Annotated in this window: 10 protein-coding genes and 2 pseudogenes; 6 read left to right on the forward strand and 6 right to left on the reverse strand. The window is 69.6% G+C overall.

Going from position 1 to position 15,341, the window contains the following annotated elements:
* Positions 1-893: pseudogene (locus VD972_RS24870) on the reverse strand (pyridine nucleotide-disulfide oxidoreductase); the annotation flags it as partial.
* Between the two features lie 212 nt (positions 894-1,105).
* Here VD972_RS24870 and VD972_RS24875 point away from each other — a divergent pair.
* Positions 1,106-2,515: a hypothetical protein gene (locus VD972_RS24875; RefSeq protein WP_324991059.1), complete on the forward strand. Its 1,410-nt coding sequence runs from the start codon at positions 1,106-1,108 to the stop codon at positions 2,513-2,515.
* A gap of 10 nt (positions 2,516-2,525) precedes the next feature.
* On the opposite strand, the gene VD972_RS24880 is transcribed toward VD972_RS24875, so the two are convergent.
* The 3 genes from VD972_RS24880 to VD972_RS24890 form a co-directional block, all read right to left on the reverse strand.
* Positions 2,526-4,076, reverse strand: coding sequence for a bifunctional glycosyltransferase/class I SAM-dependent methyltransferase (locus tag VD972_RS24880; RefSeq protein ID WP_324991061.1), 1,551 nt, complete (start codon positions 4,074-4,076; stop codon positions 2,526-2,528).
* A 118-nt stretch (positions 4,077-4,194) separates the two neighbouring features.
* Positions 4,195-4,665 carry a hypothetical protein gene (locus tag VD972_RS24885; protein WP_324991063.1) on the reverse strand — a complete coding sequence of 157 codons (471 nt, stop codon included), beginning with the start codon at positions 4,663-4,665 and terminating at the stop codon, positions 4,195-4,197.
* Positions 4,662-6,905, reverse strand: coding sequence for a glycosyltransferase (locus tag VD972_RS24890; RefSeq protein ID WP_324991065.1), 2,244 nt, complete (start codon positions 6,903-6,905; stop codon positions 4,662-4,664). Before VD972_RS24890 ends, VD972_RS24885 begins: the two co-directional genes overlap by 4 nt.
* A gap of 42 nt (positions 6,906-6,947) precedes the next feature.
* Between VD972_RS24890 and VD972_RS24895 the strand changes: the two genes are divergently transcribed.
* Positions 6,948-8,048, forward strand: coding sequence for a glycosyltransferase family 1 protein (locus tag VD972_RS24895; RefSeq protein WP_324991067.1), 1,101 nt, complete (start codon positions 6,948-6,950; stop codon positions 8,046-8,048).
* 97 nt (positions 8,049-8,145) lie between these two features.
* Positions 8,146-8,730 carry a head protein gene (locus VD972_RS24900; protein ID WP_324991069.1) on the forward strand — a complete coding sequence of 195 codons (585 nt, stop codon included), beginning with the start codon at positions 8,146-8,148 and terminating at the stop codon, positions 8,728-8,730.
* Between the two features lie 81 nt (positions 8,731-8,811).
* Here the strand turns inward: VD972_RS24900 and VD972_RS24905 are convergent, their stop codons facing one another.
* Positions 8,812-9,729, reverse strand: coding sequence for a GDP-mannose 4,6-dehydratase (locus VD972_RS24905; protein WP_324991071.1), 918 nt, complete (start codon positions 9,727-9,729; stop codon positions 8,812-8,814).
* A 206-nt stretch (positions 9,730-9,935) separates the two neighbouring features.
* On the opposite strand from VD972_RS24905, the gene VD972_RS24910 reads away from it, so the two are divergent.
* From VD972_RS24910 to VD972_RS24920, 3 genes are all read left to right on the forward strand, one after another.
* Positions 9,936-11,183, forward strand: coding sequence for a myxosortase-dependent phytase-like phosphatase (locus VD972_RS24910; RefSeq protein ID WP_324991073.1), 1,248 nt, complete (start codon positions 9,936-9,938; stop codon positions 11,181-11,183).
* A 45-nt stretch (positions 11,184-11,228) separates the two neighbouring features.
* Complete coding sequence (locus VD972_RS24915; protein WP_324991075.1) at positions 11,229-13,040, forward strand: bifunctional UDP-sugar hydrolase/5'-nucleotidase; 1,812 nt, start codon at positions 11,229-11,231, stop codon at positions 13,038-13,040.
* Positions 13,041-13,266: 226 nt separating this feature from the next.
* Positions 13,267-13,743 carry a hypothetical protein gene (locus VD972_RS24920; RefSeq protein WP_324991077.1) on the forward strand — a complete coding sequence of 159 codons (477 nt, stop codon included), beginning with the start codon at positions 13,267-13,269 and terminating at the stop codon, positions 13,741-13,743.
* Between the two features lie 70 nt (positions 13,744-13,813).
* Here the strand turns inward: VD972_RS24920 and VD972_RS24925 are convergent.
* A pseudogene (locus VD972_RS24925) lies at positions 13,814-15,341 on the reverse strand (molecular chaperone DnaK); the annotation flags it as partial.

Below are 15,341 nucleotides of genomic sequence, written 5' to 3' on the forward strand. Positions count from 1 at the left end.
AAGCCATCGCGGTGGCGCAGGTGGTGCTCGGGGCTCTCGGCGATCTCCGGCAGGTTCGGATCGGGCCGGTGGAGCTGCACGAGCTGGTCGAAGACGAGCGGCTTGGGGAGCCGGTGCGTGGTCCAGGTGTGGAACAGCTCCTTCAGCTGGGGGTGGAGCGCACGGGCGAACGTCCAGCGATCCGCCAGCGAGAGGAGGGCGCGAACGGACTGCAGCTCCGCGGCGTCATCTCCCGTGGTGACGAGGCTGGAGCCGAAGGCGTCCCGGCCCTCGGGTGTGGAGAGCAGGGCGGTGCGCAGGGCTGTCCAGCGCTCGCGCAGGGCCGCGGCGCGCGGCTGCTGCTCCGCGGGCAGCGCGCCGGAGAAGAGGCGCTCCAAGTCCATCAGCGTGAGAATGGACTCGGCCAGGCTGCGCTCCAGATCCTCGAGGGAGGAGGCCTCCGGGAAGCCGAGCTGCAGCAGCAGGCGCATCCGGGCGTCGAGCGAGGGGAACTCGGCGAGCGTGGGCCGATCCGGGGCGCCCTTCTTGAAGACGCGGCGGGTGATGAAGTCGCGCTTGAAGTCGAACAGCGGCAGCTCGCCCGTCAGGCGGCGAGCCAGGTCCTCCTGCTCGCTCTCGATGTTGAAGAGGCAGGCGAGGAAGCGGGCCACATGGCGGGAGACGCGGATGAGCACGTTCGACTCGATGGCCCCGGAGAGGTTCGAGCCTCCGGACTTCCGGTAGGCATCGAAGACCTGGAAGAGCTCCGGCTCATGCTCGGTCAGCCAGGCGTCGAAGCGCTCCGAGAGTCGCCGCAGCCCGCGGGGACGGTAGAGGTCCTCGAAGGTGAACCCGGGCAGGCCCAGGGTCAGCTTGGGGCTGGAGTCGTTGGGGAGAGCAGTCGGAGCGCGCATATCACGGGTGGTGTAAGGGCAACCTGGGGGAACGGCCCTTGAAAAATGCCTATTTCGCGGGCTGCCGCTCGGAAAGCAAGCGGGCTTGACACCCTACATGGGGCCGGCCAATGGGAGCGATTCCCCTGGCTTTTCACCCGGACGCCCGCTTGGCCTGCCAGGGGAGGGTGCTACAAAGGCGCGCCCTGCCTCCCGAATCACCAGGAGTGAATGTGTCCACCGAGCACGCTCCCGCCGTCTCTCGCTCCGACGCGGGGACTGTCGCCTCCCCGGTCACCGAGGGGTGGGGGCTTGCCGCCGGCTGTCTGGCCGCAGCCACGGTGCTGGGGCTGACGCTGCAGCTCACCAACGGCAACCTGCGAGAGGATGCCATCGTGGGGCTGACCCGGGCCCTCCTGTTGTGCCTGATGGGCATTGCCGCCTCGAGACTTGGGCGGTGGACGCCTCGGGTGGAGGACATGCTGGCCGTGCTCCTGGGGGGCGCGCTGCTGCTCCAGCTCCAGGTGATGATGCTGGAGCACCCGGGCATGTACCTGCGGCTCAGCGGCAACTGGCCCTATGCCCCCCTCTACTGGAGGCTGGCCACGGAGGCGTTGATCGCGGGTGCACTCCTGGCGGGCTCGGAGCGCTCGCGGCGCTGGCTCATGCTCGCGCTGCTGGGGGTGCACTTCTCCCTGGGCGCCTGGCTGCTGCGCACCTCGCCGACGCCCTGGATCGACGTCTTCGTCTTCGAGACGCAGGGGGTGGAGGCCCTCCTCCAGGGGCGCAACCCGTACGCCATCACCTTCCCCAACATCTACGGGGATGGCGGGTTCTATGGCGAGGGGCTGGTGGAGAACGGGCGGCTGCTGTTTGGCTTCCCGTACCCGCCGCTCAGCCTCTACCTCTCCACGCTGGGCAAGGTGCTGGGGGGGGATCCTCGCTTCGCCCGGCTCGTGGCCATCACGCTGGCGGCGGGCCTCATGGCGTATGCGCGCGGCGGGAGGTTGGGGGCCGGGGCCGCGGCGCTGCTGCTGCTGACTCCGCGCGGGCTCTTCGTGCTCGAGCAGTCGTGGACCGAGCCCTTCCTCGTCCTGTTGCTGGCGGCCACCGTGTTCTGCGCGTGCCGGTACCCTCGCGCGCTGCCCTATGTGTTCGGCCTCATGCTGGCGGTGAAGCAGTACACCGTCTTCATGCTGCCGCTGCTGCCGCTGCTCACGCCCCTGCGAGGACGGCAGCTCTGGGGGCTCCTCTGGCGTGCGGGCGTCACCGCGCTGGCGGTGAGCCTGCCCCTCGTCGTCATCAACGTGCCGGCCTTCATGCGGAGCGTGGTGACGCTGCAGCTCCATCAACCCTTCCGCTTCGATTCACTGAGCTACCTGGCCTGGTGGGTGTCACAGGGGCACCCGCAGCCGCCGGTGTGGATCTCCTTCGTGGGGGTGGCCGTGGCCACGGCGCTGGTGCTCTGGCGCGCGCCCCGGACGCCCGCGGGGTTCGCGGCCGGGGTCGCGTTCGTCTACGCCGTCTTCTTCGCCTTCAACAAGCAGGCCTTCTCCAACTACTACTACTTCGTGGTGGGCGCGCTCTGTATCGCGGTGGCGGCACGGCAGCCCCCGGACGCGCCTGCTCCCCAGGGGCGGTGAAGCGTGGGGCTCAGGCGGTGCGGCGCGGGGGGGGCTTGGGAGGCTCCTGGGGCGGAGAGGCCCGGAGCCGCTGGGCGCGCAGGGCGCTGCGCTCCTTCGAGTCCTTGAGGACGAAGCTCACGTCGGGTGTCGTCTCCGCCTCCACGTAGATCTGGTACGAGAAGAGCGTCTTGCTCAGCCGGATCAGCGCGAGGTTGGCTTCGAGGGCCGCCTTGCCGAGCACTCCGTTGCCGAGCACCTTGGGGAAAGGCGCAGGGACGCCACGGAGGTCCTTGATGCGGAAGCCGTTGTCTCGCAGCAGGTGGCGCAGGCTTCGGAAGGTGAACAGGCGCGTGTGCGTCCGGTCGAGGATGCCTGCCTTGCCGTAGTTGAACTGCCCCGCCAGCAGCATGAGGCGCTGGACGACGAAGGCCACGTTGGGCGTGGTGAGCACCAGCTTCCGCGGCGTGTAGTCGAACTGCTGGCGCAGCTCGCTCAGGAACCGCTCGGGATCCTTGAGGTGCTCGATGACGTCCAGCAGGAGCAGGTGGTCGTAGTCGCGCACGTTGAATCGCAGCGGCTCGTCCAGGTTCTGGACGTGGACCTGGATGCGCGGATCGGGCTCGGCGGGCGGGTGCTGGTCCACGACGGCCGTGGTGCAGCCCTTGTTGACGAGCTCGGCCGCCATGCCTCCCGGCCCGGCGCCGATGTCCAGCACCTTGGCTCCGGGGGGGACCGCGTCCAGGGCCCACGAGTGGCTGCTCGCGTAGCCGAGCTTGAGATCATAGTGCCGGTTGTCGTGGCTGATCGGATCGTAGCGGCGCTGGTAGAGCAGGCCGGCGCGGTGGAGGACGTTGCGCACCGTCGCCAGCATCACGTCCTTGGCGTACTTCATCCCGTTCACCCGGGAGATCTCGTCTCCGTAGTAGGTGGGGATGGGCAGCTCCAGCACGCGCGCCTTCGCGTTGAGGAGCTGGAGGATGATCTCGGTGTCGAAGTGGAAGTCGTTGGAGTTGAGCTGGAAGGGGATGCGGCGCAGCGCCGCCACCGAGTAGATGCGGTAGCCGCTGTGGAACTCGGACAGGCGGGTGCCCAGCAGCGCGTTCTGCACGGTGGTGAGGATCTTGTTCCCCACGTACTTGTAGAGCGGCATGCCGCCCTTGAGCGCGCCGAAGCGGTTCATCATCCGGCTGCCGAAGACGGCGTCCGCCTGGGCCGTGTGCAGGGGCTCCATCAGCCGAGGCAGCTCCTCGGGCGCGTACTGCCCGTCGCCGTGCACCATGGCGACGAAGTCGAACCCCTCCGCGATGGCGTAGGCGTAGCCGACCTTCTGGTTGCCCCCGTAGCCCTGGTTGTGCTCGTTGCGCAGCACCGTCATCCGGATGTCCGGATGGTTCTCCAGGTACTCGCGGCCGATCTCGAAGGTCCGATCCTGGGAGGCGTCGTCGACGACGAGCACCTCGCACTCGTACGTCTGGAAGACCGAGGCCGGGATGCGCTCCAGCACCCAGCGCAGGGTGGACTCGGCGTAGTAGGCGATGACGAAGATGAGCAGCCGTGGCTGCTTCGACGGCGCGGTCATGAGAGGGCCTCGGAGCGCCGTCTATAGCCGTCCCATGCAGGGCGCTTCAAGCTGCGTGGAACGGCCTGTGTTCACGGGAGGTGGCCCTTGCCCTCCTGCCCGGCCCATGGGCGGGAGGTTACTTCGCCTTGGGACGGCGCGGGCGGACGGGGACAACTCGGGGCTCGGGGGGGGGCTCGGGGGGAGCCGCGGTGGGGGGCTTCGCGGCCTTCAGCTCCTCCACCTCGCGCCGCAGGCGGAGGACCTCGGCGGAGAGCTGGGCGTAGGAGTCCCGGACGTGCCCGTTGAAGATGCGCTGGCGGGAGAGGGTCTCGTTGATGAGCACCTGGCACGTCTTGCGGAAGGCCCACTTCGCCACCACCACGAGCTGACCCACCCCGCCTCGGTGGGTGTGCAGCGGCAGCGGCTGGGCCGGGTCCGCGTTCTCCTCCAGGGCCTGGAGGTTGAAGGACAGCGGATCGACCCGAGGCTCGACGCCCTCTTCGGGGACCTCGGCGGCCTCGGAGGTGGGGAGGCCGCGCAGGCGCAGGCGCTCCTCGATGCGGGCGATCAGCTCACGCGCGGGGATGTCTCGTCCCAACAGCTTCATTGGCGCTTCTCCTCGAGGATGCGATCCAGCTCTTCCTGGTAGGCGGCCACGACCTTCGGCCACGAGTACTTCTTCGCGTAGGCGAGGCCCTTCTTGCCCATGGGGGCTCGCTCCTGGCCCACCTCGCGCAGGCCCGTGATGAACGACTCCAGATCTTTGTATGCCCGGCCCGCCCCGCTGCGCTCCACCTGGCCCACCAGCACGTCCGAGTGTCCATTGACGAGCACTGGCGTGGACTGGGCGAAGGCCTCCAGCGTGAGCAGCGAGAGGCTCTCGAAGCGCGAGGGCACCACCACCGCGAGCGCCCCCGCCAGGGCGTCGTGCTTGTCCTGTTCGTCGATGCGGCCCACGTAGCGCACCCCTTCGCCGGACAGGTCCATGTGGGCCTCGCCCGCGAGGACGAGGTCTGGCGCGTCCGCGTACCGCTCCCGCAGGGCGCGGTGGTGGGAGAGCAGCTCGGGGATGCCCTTCCCGGGCTCCAGCCGCCCTACGTAGAGCAGGTAGGGGCGGTGGACGCCGTGCTGCTCGCGGAAGCGCTGGGGCGAGCCCTGGGGTCGGTCCACCCCGACGCCGACCACGCGGGCGCGCGCGTGCTTCGGGTAGAAGCGCTGGATGAGGGAGACCTCCTCCGGGGTGTTGCACATCAGCACGCGAGGGCGCTCGAAGACGTCCGCATAGGTGCCGAAGCGGATGGGGGGCTCGTCATGCGCGGTGGGCACGAGCAGCGTCCGGTTCGCCACCATGGGCAGGCCCCAGACGGTGGGCGCGTAGAGGTAGGTGAAGAAGATGAAGGCGTCGTAGGCCTCGCGTGACGTCTCGAGGTGAGCGAGGAGCCCCGGGCACAGGGGGCCCTGCTCGGCCACCCAGTGCTCCTCGCGCAGCCGCTCGTTGGCGCGGTGGAAGACGGTGTTGGACAGGGCGTTGAAGGGGCGGATGTTGCGCGTGCGTGTCACCGGGAAGCGCAGCACTGGCAGCCCGTCGACGGTGTCCGGTCCTGGCGGGAAGACGTTCTCCCAGGAGAGGTGGTTCTTCGCGCAGGTGGTGAGGAGGGTGAGATCCCAGTGGGGTGCGAGGTGCTCGGAGAGCTGCTGGGCGTGGCGCTCGGCGCCTCCCGTCACTTCCCCGAAGCGCTGCACCACGATGGCCACGCGCGGGCGCTTGGGCTTGCGAGCGGGCCTGCGAGGCGGGGGGCGGGGGGAGGCCGCCTTGCCGAGCGCCTGGGCCAGGGCTGCCTGGCTGTTCTCCGCGGACAAGTCAGTGAGGCGCCGGGCCTGTCCCTGCAGCAGACGCTGGTGCAGGTCCCGGTTCTCGGTCACCTCCACCACCAACTCGGCGAGGAAGGAGAAGTGCTTCCGGTCGAAGGCGATCCCCGCGCCTCCGAGGGTCTCTGGGACGGCGGCGGCGCCGAAGGCGAGGACAGGCACTTCGGCGGCCATGGCCTCGATGAGGGGGACGCCGAAGCCCTCGTGCTCGCTCATGGAGACGAAGACCTGGGCGGAGCGGTAGGCCGCCACCAGCTCGGAGTGGCTCAGCCGTCCCAGGAAGTGGACGCCGGGCAGTGTCTTGGCGGTGCGCTGCAGGGACTTGAAGTAGCGGCTCCCGGGCTCGTAGCCGCCCACTATCAGCAGGCGGGCCTGGGGGCGCAGACGCACCAGCTCCGCATGGAGCGCGAGCAGGTCCTCGAAGCGCTTGTGGGGCGCCACCCGGCTCACGCTCAGCACGGTGGGGCCTGGGCCCTGAAGACGCTGGAGCAGGGCCGGGTCCGCGCTGGCTTGCGCGAAGCGCTCGGGCTCGATGAAGAGGGGAACGGTGTGGACGTTGCGATAGCCGGCGGCGCGCAGCTCCGCGGAGTTGAAGTCCGAGACGCCGATCGCCAGCTCCACGAAGGGCGCCATCGCAGCGAGCTGGGCGCGCCCGGAGGTGAGCGCCTCGGCCAGCGGGGTGCCCGTGTAGAAGCGCGCGGGGCTGATGTTGTGGAAGACGAGCCCGCGGCGGCAGGACAGGTGCATCAGGGTGCCGCTGAGCTGCGAGGCGATGCCGTGGTGATAGAGGACCAGGTCGTCCGGGGCGGGTCGCAGGGCGGAGAGGGGATGCGCCAGGGATTCCAGGCCGGAGCCCACCTCGCCCGCATAGAGTTCGCCGAAGTGGCCCATCCGGCGCAGGAGGAGCTGCAGATGCAGCGCGGCCTGGCCGGTGGCATCACCCGTGACGAAGCTGGGAATCAACTGATGGACCGCCATGGGGCGTCTTGCCTATCACACGCCCGTGGTATGAGGCGCCCCGTGTCCATCGGTCCCATTGCTTTCGACGCGAGCCTCTGGGACGAGCCGACCACGGGGATCGGCCTGTATACCCGTTGTCTGGCCTCGGCCCTGGAAGGACTGGGAGTCCGGCTGGAGCTCTTCGGCGCGCGGGTATCGGGCGAGCACCCCCGTGAGGGGATGGGCCGCACGGGCTATGCGCTGGCTCGCCTGCCACAGGAACTGGCGGGCTCGCAGGCGCGGCTCTTCCATGCGCTCGGCAACTTCAACCTCCCGCTCGTGCGGGTGCCAGGCAAGGCGTACGTCGTCACCGTGCATGATCTGCTCCCGCTGACGATGAGGGAGACGGTGTCCACCGCGTTCCGGTGGCAGTTTCGCCTGTGGCTGGCGCGCAGCGTGAGGGTCGCGGACCGGGTGATCTGCGTGAGCGCGTACACCGAGGACGCGCTGCTGGCACGCTTCCCCGAGGTGGCCGGGCGTACGCAGGTGGTGCACAACGGCGTGGACCACGTGGAGGCGGAGCGCCTGGACGCCACGGGCGAGGCCTTCTTGCGCGCGCTGGCACTGCCCAAGGACTTCGTGCTGTACGCGGGCTCGCTGGACGTCCGCAAGAACGTGGGCCTGGTACTGGACGCGCTGGAGCACCTGCGGGCCAGCGGGAAGAAGGCCTCGCTGGTGCTGGCGGGGCAGAGCTGGTTTGGCTCGGGGCCGGTGGAGACACGGGTGGGACGGATGCGCGCCGAGGGCTTCGACATCCGCCCGCTGGGTTATCAGTCCGCGCCGGTCTTCTATGAGCTGATGCGGCGTGCGGCCCTCTTCGTCTTCCCGTCGCGAGGGGAGGGGTTCGGATTGCCACCGCTGGAGGCGATGCGGATGGGGACGGCCACCATTGTCTCCAATGCGGGCTCGCTACCGGAGGTGTGCGGGGACGCGGCGCCCGCGGTGCGCCCGGACGACGCGGAGGGGCTGGCGGAGCTCATCGACCAGCTGCTGCGCTCACCGGGGGAGCGGCAGAACTGGGGGGAGAAGGGGAGGCGCCGCGCTGCGGAGTTCACCTGGAAGCGCGCCGCTGAGCAGACCCTGGCAGCCTACGAGGTAGCACTCACGAGAAAGCATGCATGAAAGCCCATACGATTCGAGGAAGAGCGATTGCTCTATTCCTCGGTCTATTGCTCGTTTCGAGGCAGACCTCTGAGCCTTTCGTGGCTGGGGTGTCGCCATGACCATTGGCAGCCGTGTGGTGGAGGCCTTGGAGCTGCTTGGGAGGTTGGGCGAAGAGGCCCGCTCACCCGAAGAGAAGGAGCGATTGGAACTGGCTTTCGACGCGCTCCTGTTCATTTCTAATATGGGCCTGGCCTATGGCTTTGAAAAATACCGCGAACACTCCGCTGCCAACGGCCCCCCGCTCGTGATTGCAACCTTTGACTCACGTGAGGAGGCGGATGCCTGGCTCAACAGTCAGACCGAACCGCCGCACAATGCTAAAGTCCTGATCGCGGGGAAGTATTTTGTCATTGCCCACATTCCAGACCTCAATCATCGCGCTTTCATCCAGGACCCCATGATTGAATTTTACCTGGAGGACATGATTTACATGGGGCTTCCTACCCCGGTGGCCGCCTTCAACACCTATGACGAAGCCATGGAATGGCTCAACAGCCAGCCCGAGCCTCCGCGTCAAGTCTTCATCACGGTCGCAGGCGAATATTACCTCGCAGTGTATCATTACAAGGTCAACCTTCGGGCGCTCTACCCCATCTCTATGGCTGCGAAGAACGTGCAGCGAGGCCCGCCAGAGGACTGAGCGGAGGCCTGCGCTCAGGGTCGGAGGTCACCGCCCAGACTTCCTGCGGTCCTGTGCCCGTCGCCTCGTCCGGGACGGCCCTCAGGGCGTGCTCAGCCCGAGCACCTGACGCAGCGCATCCGTCACCGTGTGCCTCGGCTCCCAGCCCAGGGCGCGCAGCTTGTCCGGGGCGCCGACGAGGCTCGGGATGTCCGAGGGCCGCAGGCGCGCCGGATCCAGCTCGATGCGCACCGACAGGCCCGACAGCACCAGCATCTCCTCCAGCACGGAGCGGATGGTCCGGCCCGTGCCGCTGCAGACGTTGTACATCTGCCCCGCCACTCCCGCCGTCAGCAGCAGCCGATAGGCCCTCGCCACGTCCCGCACGTGGGAGAAGTCGCGGATGGCGTCCAGGTTGCCCACCCGCAGCACCGGGTCCGCCTTTCGCTGCCGGATGGCGCGCAGCTGCGCCGCGAAGGAGGGCACGACGAACGTGGGATCCTGCCCGTCGCCCAGGTGGTGGAAGGCTCGCGCCACCACCACCTGCAGTCCGTAGCTGTGGTGGAACTGCTGGCCCGCGAGCTCCGCCGCCCGCTTCGAGGTGGCGTAGGGACTGAGCGGGATGAGCACCTGCTCCTCGGTGGCGCGGGTCCCCTCGGGCACCGGGCCGTACACCTCGCCCGAGCTGGCCAACAGCACGCGTGCCTCGGGAGCGCTCTCGCGGGCCGCGGTCAGCAGATTGACCGTCCCGAGCGCATTGACCGCGAAGACCCGCGCCGGGTTGCCATGGCTGCGTGCCACGGAGCTGAAGCCGGCCAGGTGGATGATCCCCTCCGGCCGGGCCTTCTCCATCGCCGCGCGCACGGCGGCCTCGTCCGCGATGTCAAAGTTCAGCGCGGCACTGCTCATGCCCTCGGCACGAGGCCCGTGCGCCTCCACCACCTCGTCACCCGCCGCCCGCAGCAGCTCGCAGAGGTGCTGCCCCGCGAACCCATCCGCTCCCGTGACCAGGATGCGCATCTAACGGCCCCCCCTCTTCGGGGTGCCGCGGTCCTGCTCTGGGGTGACGATGATGTGCGCGCCGGATGTGTGCATGCCGAGTGTTCCCTGGGCGAAAGCCGCGCGTTTGTACCCGACGCTCTGCCTTGCGCCAACCGTTGGAGTACAGGAGTTCTTGCGGCCCCCGCCTCCGGTGGCTACGTAGGAGCGCGACCCAGGAGGCCGTCATGCGGATTCAAACCTGTCTCGTCCTACTCGTGTTCCTGACGGCCCACTCCGTGGGAGCCCAGCCGGCCGAGGTTCGTCCGACGGTCGAGACGCAGCCGGTCGTCCGGGGTGGCAATGCCCCCCAGGATGTGGCGCTCTGGCCCAACTCCGGCAACGCGGAGCAGAGCCTCTTCCTCGTGGCGGACTCGGTGGTGGGGCTCATCACCTTCCGGCTGAATGGGAGCGAGCAGCAGGCCCTCCTGGCGGACGGCGTCGCGCACGGCGTGGACGTGCGCGAGGGCTTCTCCCTGCCCGGCGGCACCGCGCCGCTCATCGTGGTGGCCAATGGGACGATCCAGGCCCTCACCGCGTACATGGTGGATCCGCTCACGCTGCAACTGCGCCGGGTGGACACGGGCAACCTGTCCGTGGCGAGCTTCTCCCCGCGCACCGTGACGCTGTACCGGAGCGCCGTGAACGGGGCCCTCTATGCCTTCATGTCCAATGCCACGGGCACCATGCAGCAGCTAGAGCTGCGCCCCACGGATGGTGGGGTGGAGGGGGTGCCGGTTCGCAGCTTCGCGGTCGGTGGCGCCGTTGCGGGGGCAGTCGCGGACGACCAACAGGGCTACCTCTTCGTCGTCCAGCAGAACACCGGCATCTGGCGCTATGACGCCGAGCCTGGTGCCAACGATAGCCGCGTCAGCGTCGCCGATACGACCGAGCCGCTCACGGCCCCCCTGGGCGGAGTGTCGCTCTATACGCTCGCCGACGGCACCGGCTACCTCCTGGCCGCGAGCGCCGGTGGCGACCAGGTCGTCGTCTACAACCGCCGGCCGCCCCATGCCGCGCTGGGCAGCTTCGCCGTCGTCCAGGATGGTGGCATCGATGCGGTGACCGGCCCGACCACCGTGGAGGCCTCGTCCCGCTCACTCGGGCCGAACTTCCCGGCCGGGCTCGTGGCCGTGCATGACGCGATCAACGATCCCATGCAGAACGACAAGCTCGTCTCCTGGGTGGCCGTGGCCAACGCCTTCAACCCGCCGCTCGCGGTGAGCCAGCCGGGAGGCTCTCCCGATGCCGGGACCGCCGACGGAGGAACGGGGACGGATGGTGGGGGTGGGGGAGGAGGGGGTGGTGGTGGTGGGGGCCCCACGTTGCCTGTCGAGCCCGACAGCGGCTGCAACTGCTCTGCAGCCACGGTGCCTGGCACCTTGCTCTTTGTGTTGGCGGGGCTGGCGCTGCGCGGCCGCCGGCGGCAGGGTTGATGATGGTTGCCAGCGGCCGTGCTCCGCGCTGAAGTGCCCGCCCCCATGCTTCGACTCCGACTCGTCCTCGCGCTGGTTGCCCTCGCTGCCGCCGCGTGCCGCAGCGCTCCCCAGACCTCGGAACCGGCGGCCGCTGCGCTCGCGCAGCCTGTCGCGTCCGCGCCCGCCGAGCCCCTGCGGCTCACCGTGGTGGGCCTCAATGATCTGCACGGCTGGGTTGCCCCTCACCGCACCCCGCTCAAGGGGGGAGTCGAGGTCCAGGAGGGGGGCCTCGCCGCCCTCGCCGGCTATGTCGCCCGGCTGCGCGCGGACAACCCCGGGGGCGTGCTGCTCCTCGATGGAGGAGATCTCTTCCAGGGCACGCTCGCGTCCAACCTCACCGAGGGGGCCGTCGTCATCGACGTCTACAACCACCTGGGAGTCACGGCCGCGGCCATCGGCAACCATGAGTTCGACTACGGCCCCGTGGGGCCATCTCCGGTGCCCACGAAGCCGGGCGATGATCCGCTGGGCGCGCTGAAGGAGCGCATCCGGCAGGCCCGCTTCCCGCTGCTGTCCACCAACACCCGCGAGGCTGCCACCGGCCAGCGCCCGGCGTGGCTGGGCAATGACGGCACGCTCCTCGTCACCCTGCACGGTGTGAAGGTGGGCATCGTGGGGCTGACGACGCCCTCCACGCCTGTCACGACCAACCCCACCAACGTCGCGGCCCTCCGCTTCGATCCGCTGGCACCGGCGGCCGTGGAGGCCTCGAAGAGCCTGCGCGAGCGCGGGGCGAAGGTGGTCATCGGCGTGGCCCACGCGGGCGGCAAGTGCCCGCGCCTGGACAACCCTCGGGATCTCTCCAGCTGCGAGCAGAAGGAGGGGGAGATCTTCGCGGCCCTCGAGCCGCTGCCCCCCGGCACCCTGGACGCGGTGATCGCGGGGCACACCCATCAGGTCATGGGGCACTTCATCCACGGCGTGCCCGTCATCGAGACATACGGACTGGGGCGCTCCTTCGGCTACATCGAGCTCTTCCTGGATCCGGCGAGCCACCAGGTGCTGCCCGACCGCACCCGTATCCATGCCGGCATTCCCCTCTGCACCCAGGTGGACGCGACGAGCGGAACCTGTGAGGCGCGCAAGCTCCGGGAGCAGGCGGAGGTGCGGCTCGTGCCGGCCACCTTCCTGGGGGCGCCGGTGGTGCCGGACCCCGCGGTGCAGGCGCTCATCGCCCCCGTGCTCGCACGCGTCGAGCAAGAGCAGCACCGGGAGCTCGGGCTCACCGTCCCCGTGGCGCTCAAGCGCGACTACCAGGCCGAGAGCACCATCGGAGACTTCCTCGCGGACTCGCTAAGGGGGGCCGCGGGCGCGGAAGTGGCGCTGCTGAACCCCGGCGGCCTGCGCGCCGACATCGACGCGGGCCCCCTCACCTTTGGAGATGTCTACGAGGTGCTCCCCTTCGACAACACCGTGGCGCTCATCACCCTGTCCGGGGACGAGCTGAAGCGCCTGCTCCAGGTGGCCTATGGCGCGAGGAAGGGTGTCTTCCAGGTCTCAGGGCTCCGGCTGACGCTCAACCGGTGCCCGGGGCCGGACCGCTTCAAGAGCGCCACGCTCGCCAACGGCCGGCCGCTGGAGCCGGCGAAGCTCTACCGCCTCACGATGCCTGACTTCCTCGCGCGCGGCGGAGACGGGCTGGCTCCAGCCCTCGAGCCACTCCCCCCCGGACGCATTGATCTGGGGCAGGTGACCCTCCGGGATGCGCTGATCACTTACTGGCAGGGCCGCAAGGCGCCCCTCACCGCACCCACCCTGGGACGTATCACCTACGTGGACAGCGGCGCTCCATGCCCTGCGTCCCAGGCACCCTGAGGAGGCTGTACTCCCTGTGGGGTAGGGTCTGAAGGCGCTCCGGGGCAGGGAGCCGCGCAAGTCGGCGAGATTTCAGCGGAATCAGGCCCGAGGCCGATTTTTCGGCTCGGGAGCAGTTTCCAAAACCCGATTTCCTCCTTACTCTAGGGCCTGCCGTGCTCGGTCGGAGGGTTCTGTCTGAGCCTGGGAGACCAGGGCGCGTGCCGGAAGTCTGGGAGGGACGGACATGCTTTACAAGGTGACCCCGATGATGGCGCCTGCAGCGCCTGAGAAGGTCAAGGCGCGCGAGCAGGGGCAGCCGCGCAAGAAACGCAAGTCGGCGGTCTATGACGCGGAAGGGCACGAGGTGCTCATCTCGCTGATGTGCCTGAAGTGCCGCACGCTCAAGCCGCTGGCGCAGTTCGGGCTGCGCAAGATGGCGGACGGCGCGATCCGCAACCAGCCGTGGTGCCGCACGTGCCGCTCGGGCGCCGGGACGAAGAAGCCCAAGGGCAAGGCCGCCGAGGCGACTTCCGAGGCCGGGGCGCCCAGCTCCGCCGCCGAGGAGTCCACGGCCGCGCTCCAGGTGATGACCGCCGAGGCCGCGCTGGCGGATGTGGTGGTCGCCGAGGCCGCGGTGGCTGAGGCTGAGGCTGACGAGGCAGAGGCCCCGGGCGAGGAAGAGCCCAAGGCCGAGCTCGCTCCCGCCTCCACCGAGGGCTGAGCGCCCACGAGCCTGGATCTCCTCTGAGGTTGGGGTGAGCTCCAACCTGCGGGGAGGGATCTGCCCGGGGTTACATCGAGAGCCGAAGGCCCGCCGGCAGCGTATCGCCGAGGGCCCGGGCCTCATCGGCCGCCTCCAGCGCGAGCACCTCGTTCACCATCCGCACCCACGCCTCGGCCGCGTTCGCCGCGGTGAGGGCCTGGGCCGTGCGGGCGCGCAGGGTGGGATCGATGTCTCGGGTCCGGTCTCCGGTGAGCCGCGCCAGCTGGGCCGCCGCGAAGGGGGCTCCGTCGATGCGGCGCAGATCCAACTCCAGCAGCAGTGTGAGCCAGGCCTCGGCCGTGCCCACGTCCACCACCTTGTGGCTGCTGCCGTAGAGGGGCACGCGCGCCCCCAGCCGTCCGAGCGCCCACGCCCAGGGTCCGCCGGACTTCGCCTCGGCCTTGAGCCGGGTGGCCACCCAGCCTCCCAGCTTTGCCTTCTCCTCGGCGGGCAGGTGCTCCAGCGAGGCGGCCGCGCGCACCATCTCGTCCAGCCCCTCCGGCACGATGCCCTTGAGCTTGCCTGCGGGCGGTGCGTCCGGCGGTACGCGGCGGGCCAGGTGGGGCTCCAGGTATGCCCAGAGCTTCGCCTGCTGCGCCTCGGTGAGGCCGCCGGAGATGCGCCGCCACATGACCCAGAACTCGATCCACACGGCCTTGTCCTGGTGGAACTGGACGAGCTGATCGAAGAGCCCGAACGTCTGCTCCGCGCGCCAGTGATCCAACGGGTAGCCGAAGCCGGGCCGGAGCGTGTAGCCGGCGAGGCTGTAGAAGACGCGCTCATGGTCCGACGAGCGGCGGCGCTTGCTGGCGCCCGCGAAGAGGGAGCTCCACAGCTCGCGCAGCACGGGCACACGCCACGTCTCACGGGGACCGAGCACCTTCTCGAGCGTCTTCGAGAGCTGCTTCACGTCCTTGGGGCCGATGGGGAGCGGCTTGTTGCCGTAGACGCGCTCCACGTTCTCCTTCGCCTCGGCGAAGCGCGCGGGCATGGACTCGGTGACGGTGAGGTCCTGGCCCGAGCCTGAGCCGCGCAGCTCGAATTCGAGCCGCCAGCGCTCGTCCGCGACGTTGGAGACGGCGAACAGCTCCAGCGTGCCGATCTCGGTGAGCGCGGCTCGCAGGTGCACGGGCACCTCCGCGCTCTTCCCCGAGGCGCCCTTGAGGAGCGTGTGGATGGGCGGCAGGGGCTTGAGGTCCTCGGCCAGGGGGACGATGTCTCCCGGCTTGTCGATGCGATCGCTCGTCGTCGAGTACAGGGTGAAGTGCACGGGCCGCCCGAGCGTGAGGGTGAAGGGACGCTCGCCCAGGTCTACCGCCTGGCCCTCCTCGAAGCCGCGGGGGATGAGGCAGAGGACGGGCTGATCGCCGCTGTCCGCGGGGCGCTCCAGGCCCACGTAGTAGGCACGCGCCGCGCCGCCGCCAATGCGCAGGCCATGGCCGCGCCGCACCAGCCCGTAGTACGCCGCCCCGCGTGCCACCGCTTTCTCCAGCGAGTCGTGGCGCAGCAGCGGGATGCGCGGCGCGCTCGGCCACCAGGCGGAGATGGCGTCCACC

The organism is Hyalangium sp. (assembly GCF_035629615.1).
Classification (GTDB): Bacteria; Myxococcota; Myxococcia; order Myxococcales; family Myxococcaceae; genus Hyalangium.

What these genes read in the sequence shown, in the direction of transcription:
- VD972_RS24905 (WP_324991071.1), bottom strand. Translation starts at nt 9,729, where the DNA reads ATGCGCATCCTGGTCACGGGAGCGGATGGGTTCGCGGGGCAGCACCTC.
- VD972_RS24915 (WP_324991075.1), top strand. Translation starts at nt 11,229, where the DNA reads ATGCTTCGACTCCGACTCGTCCTCGCGCTGGTTGCCCTCGCTGCCGCC.
- VD972_RS24890 (WP_324991065.1), bottom strand. Translation starts at nt 6,905, where the DNA reads ATGGCGGTCCATCAGTTGATTCCCAGCTTCGTCACGGGTGATGCCACC.
- VD972_RS24910 (WP_324991073.1), top strand. Translation starts at nt 9,936, where the DNA reads ATGCGGATTCAAACCTGTCTCGTCCTACTCGTGTTCCTGACGGCCCAC.
- VD972_RS24880 (WP_324991061.1), bottom strand. Translation starts at nt 4,076, where the DNA reads ATGACCGCGCCGTCGAAGCAGCCACGGCTGCTCATCTTCGTCATCGCC.
- VD972_RS24920 (WP_324991077.1), top strand. Translation starts at nt 13,267, where the DNA reads ATGCTTTACAAGGTGACCCCGATGATGGCGCCTGCAGCGCCTGAGAAG.
- VD972_RS24900 (WP_324991069.1), top strand. Translation starts at nt 8,146, where the DNA reads ATGACCATTGGCAGCCGTGTGGTGGAGGCCTTGGAGCTGCTTGGGAGG.
- VD972_RS24885 (WP_324991063.1), bottom strand. Translation starts at nt 4,665, where the DNA reads ATGAAGCTGTTGGGACGAGACATCCCCGCGCGTGAGCTGATCGCCCGC.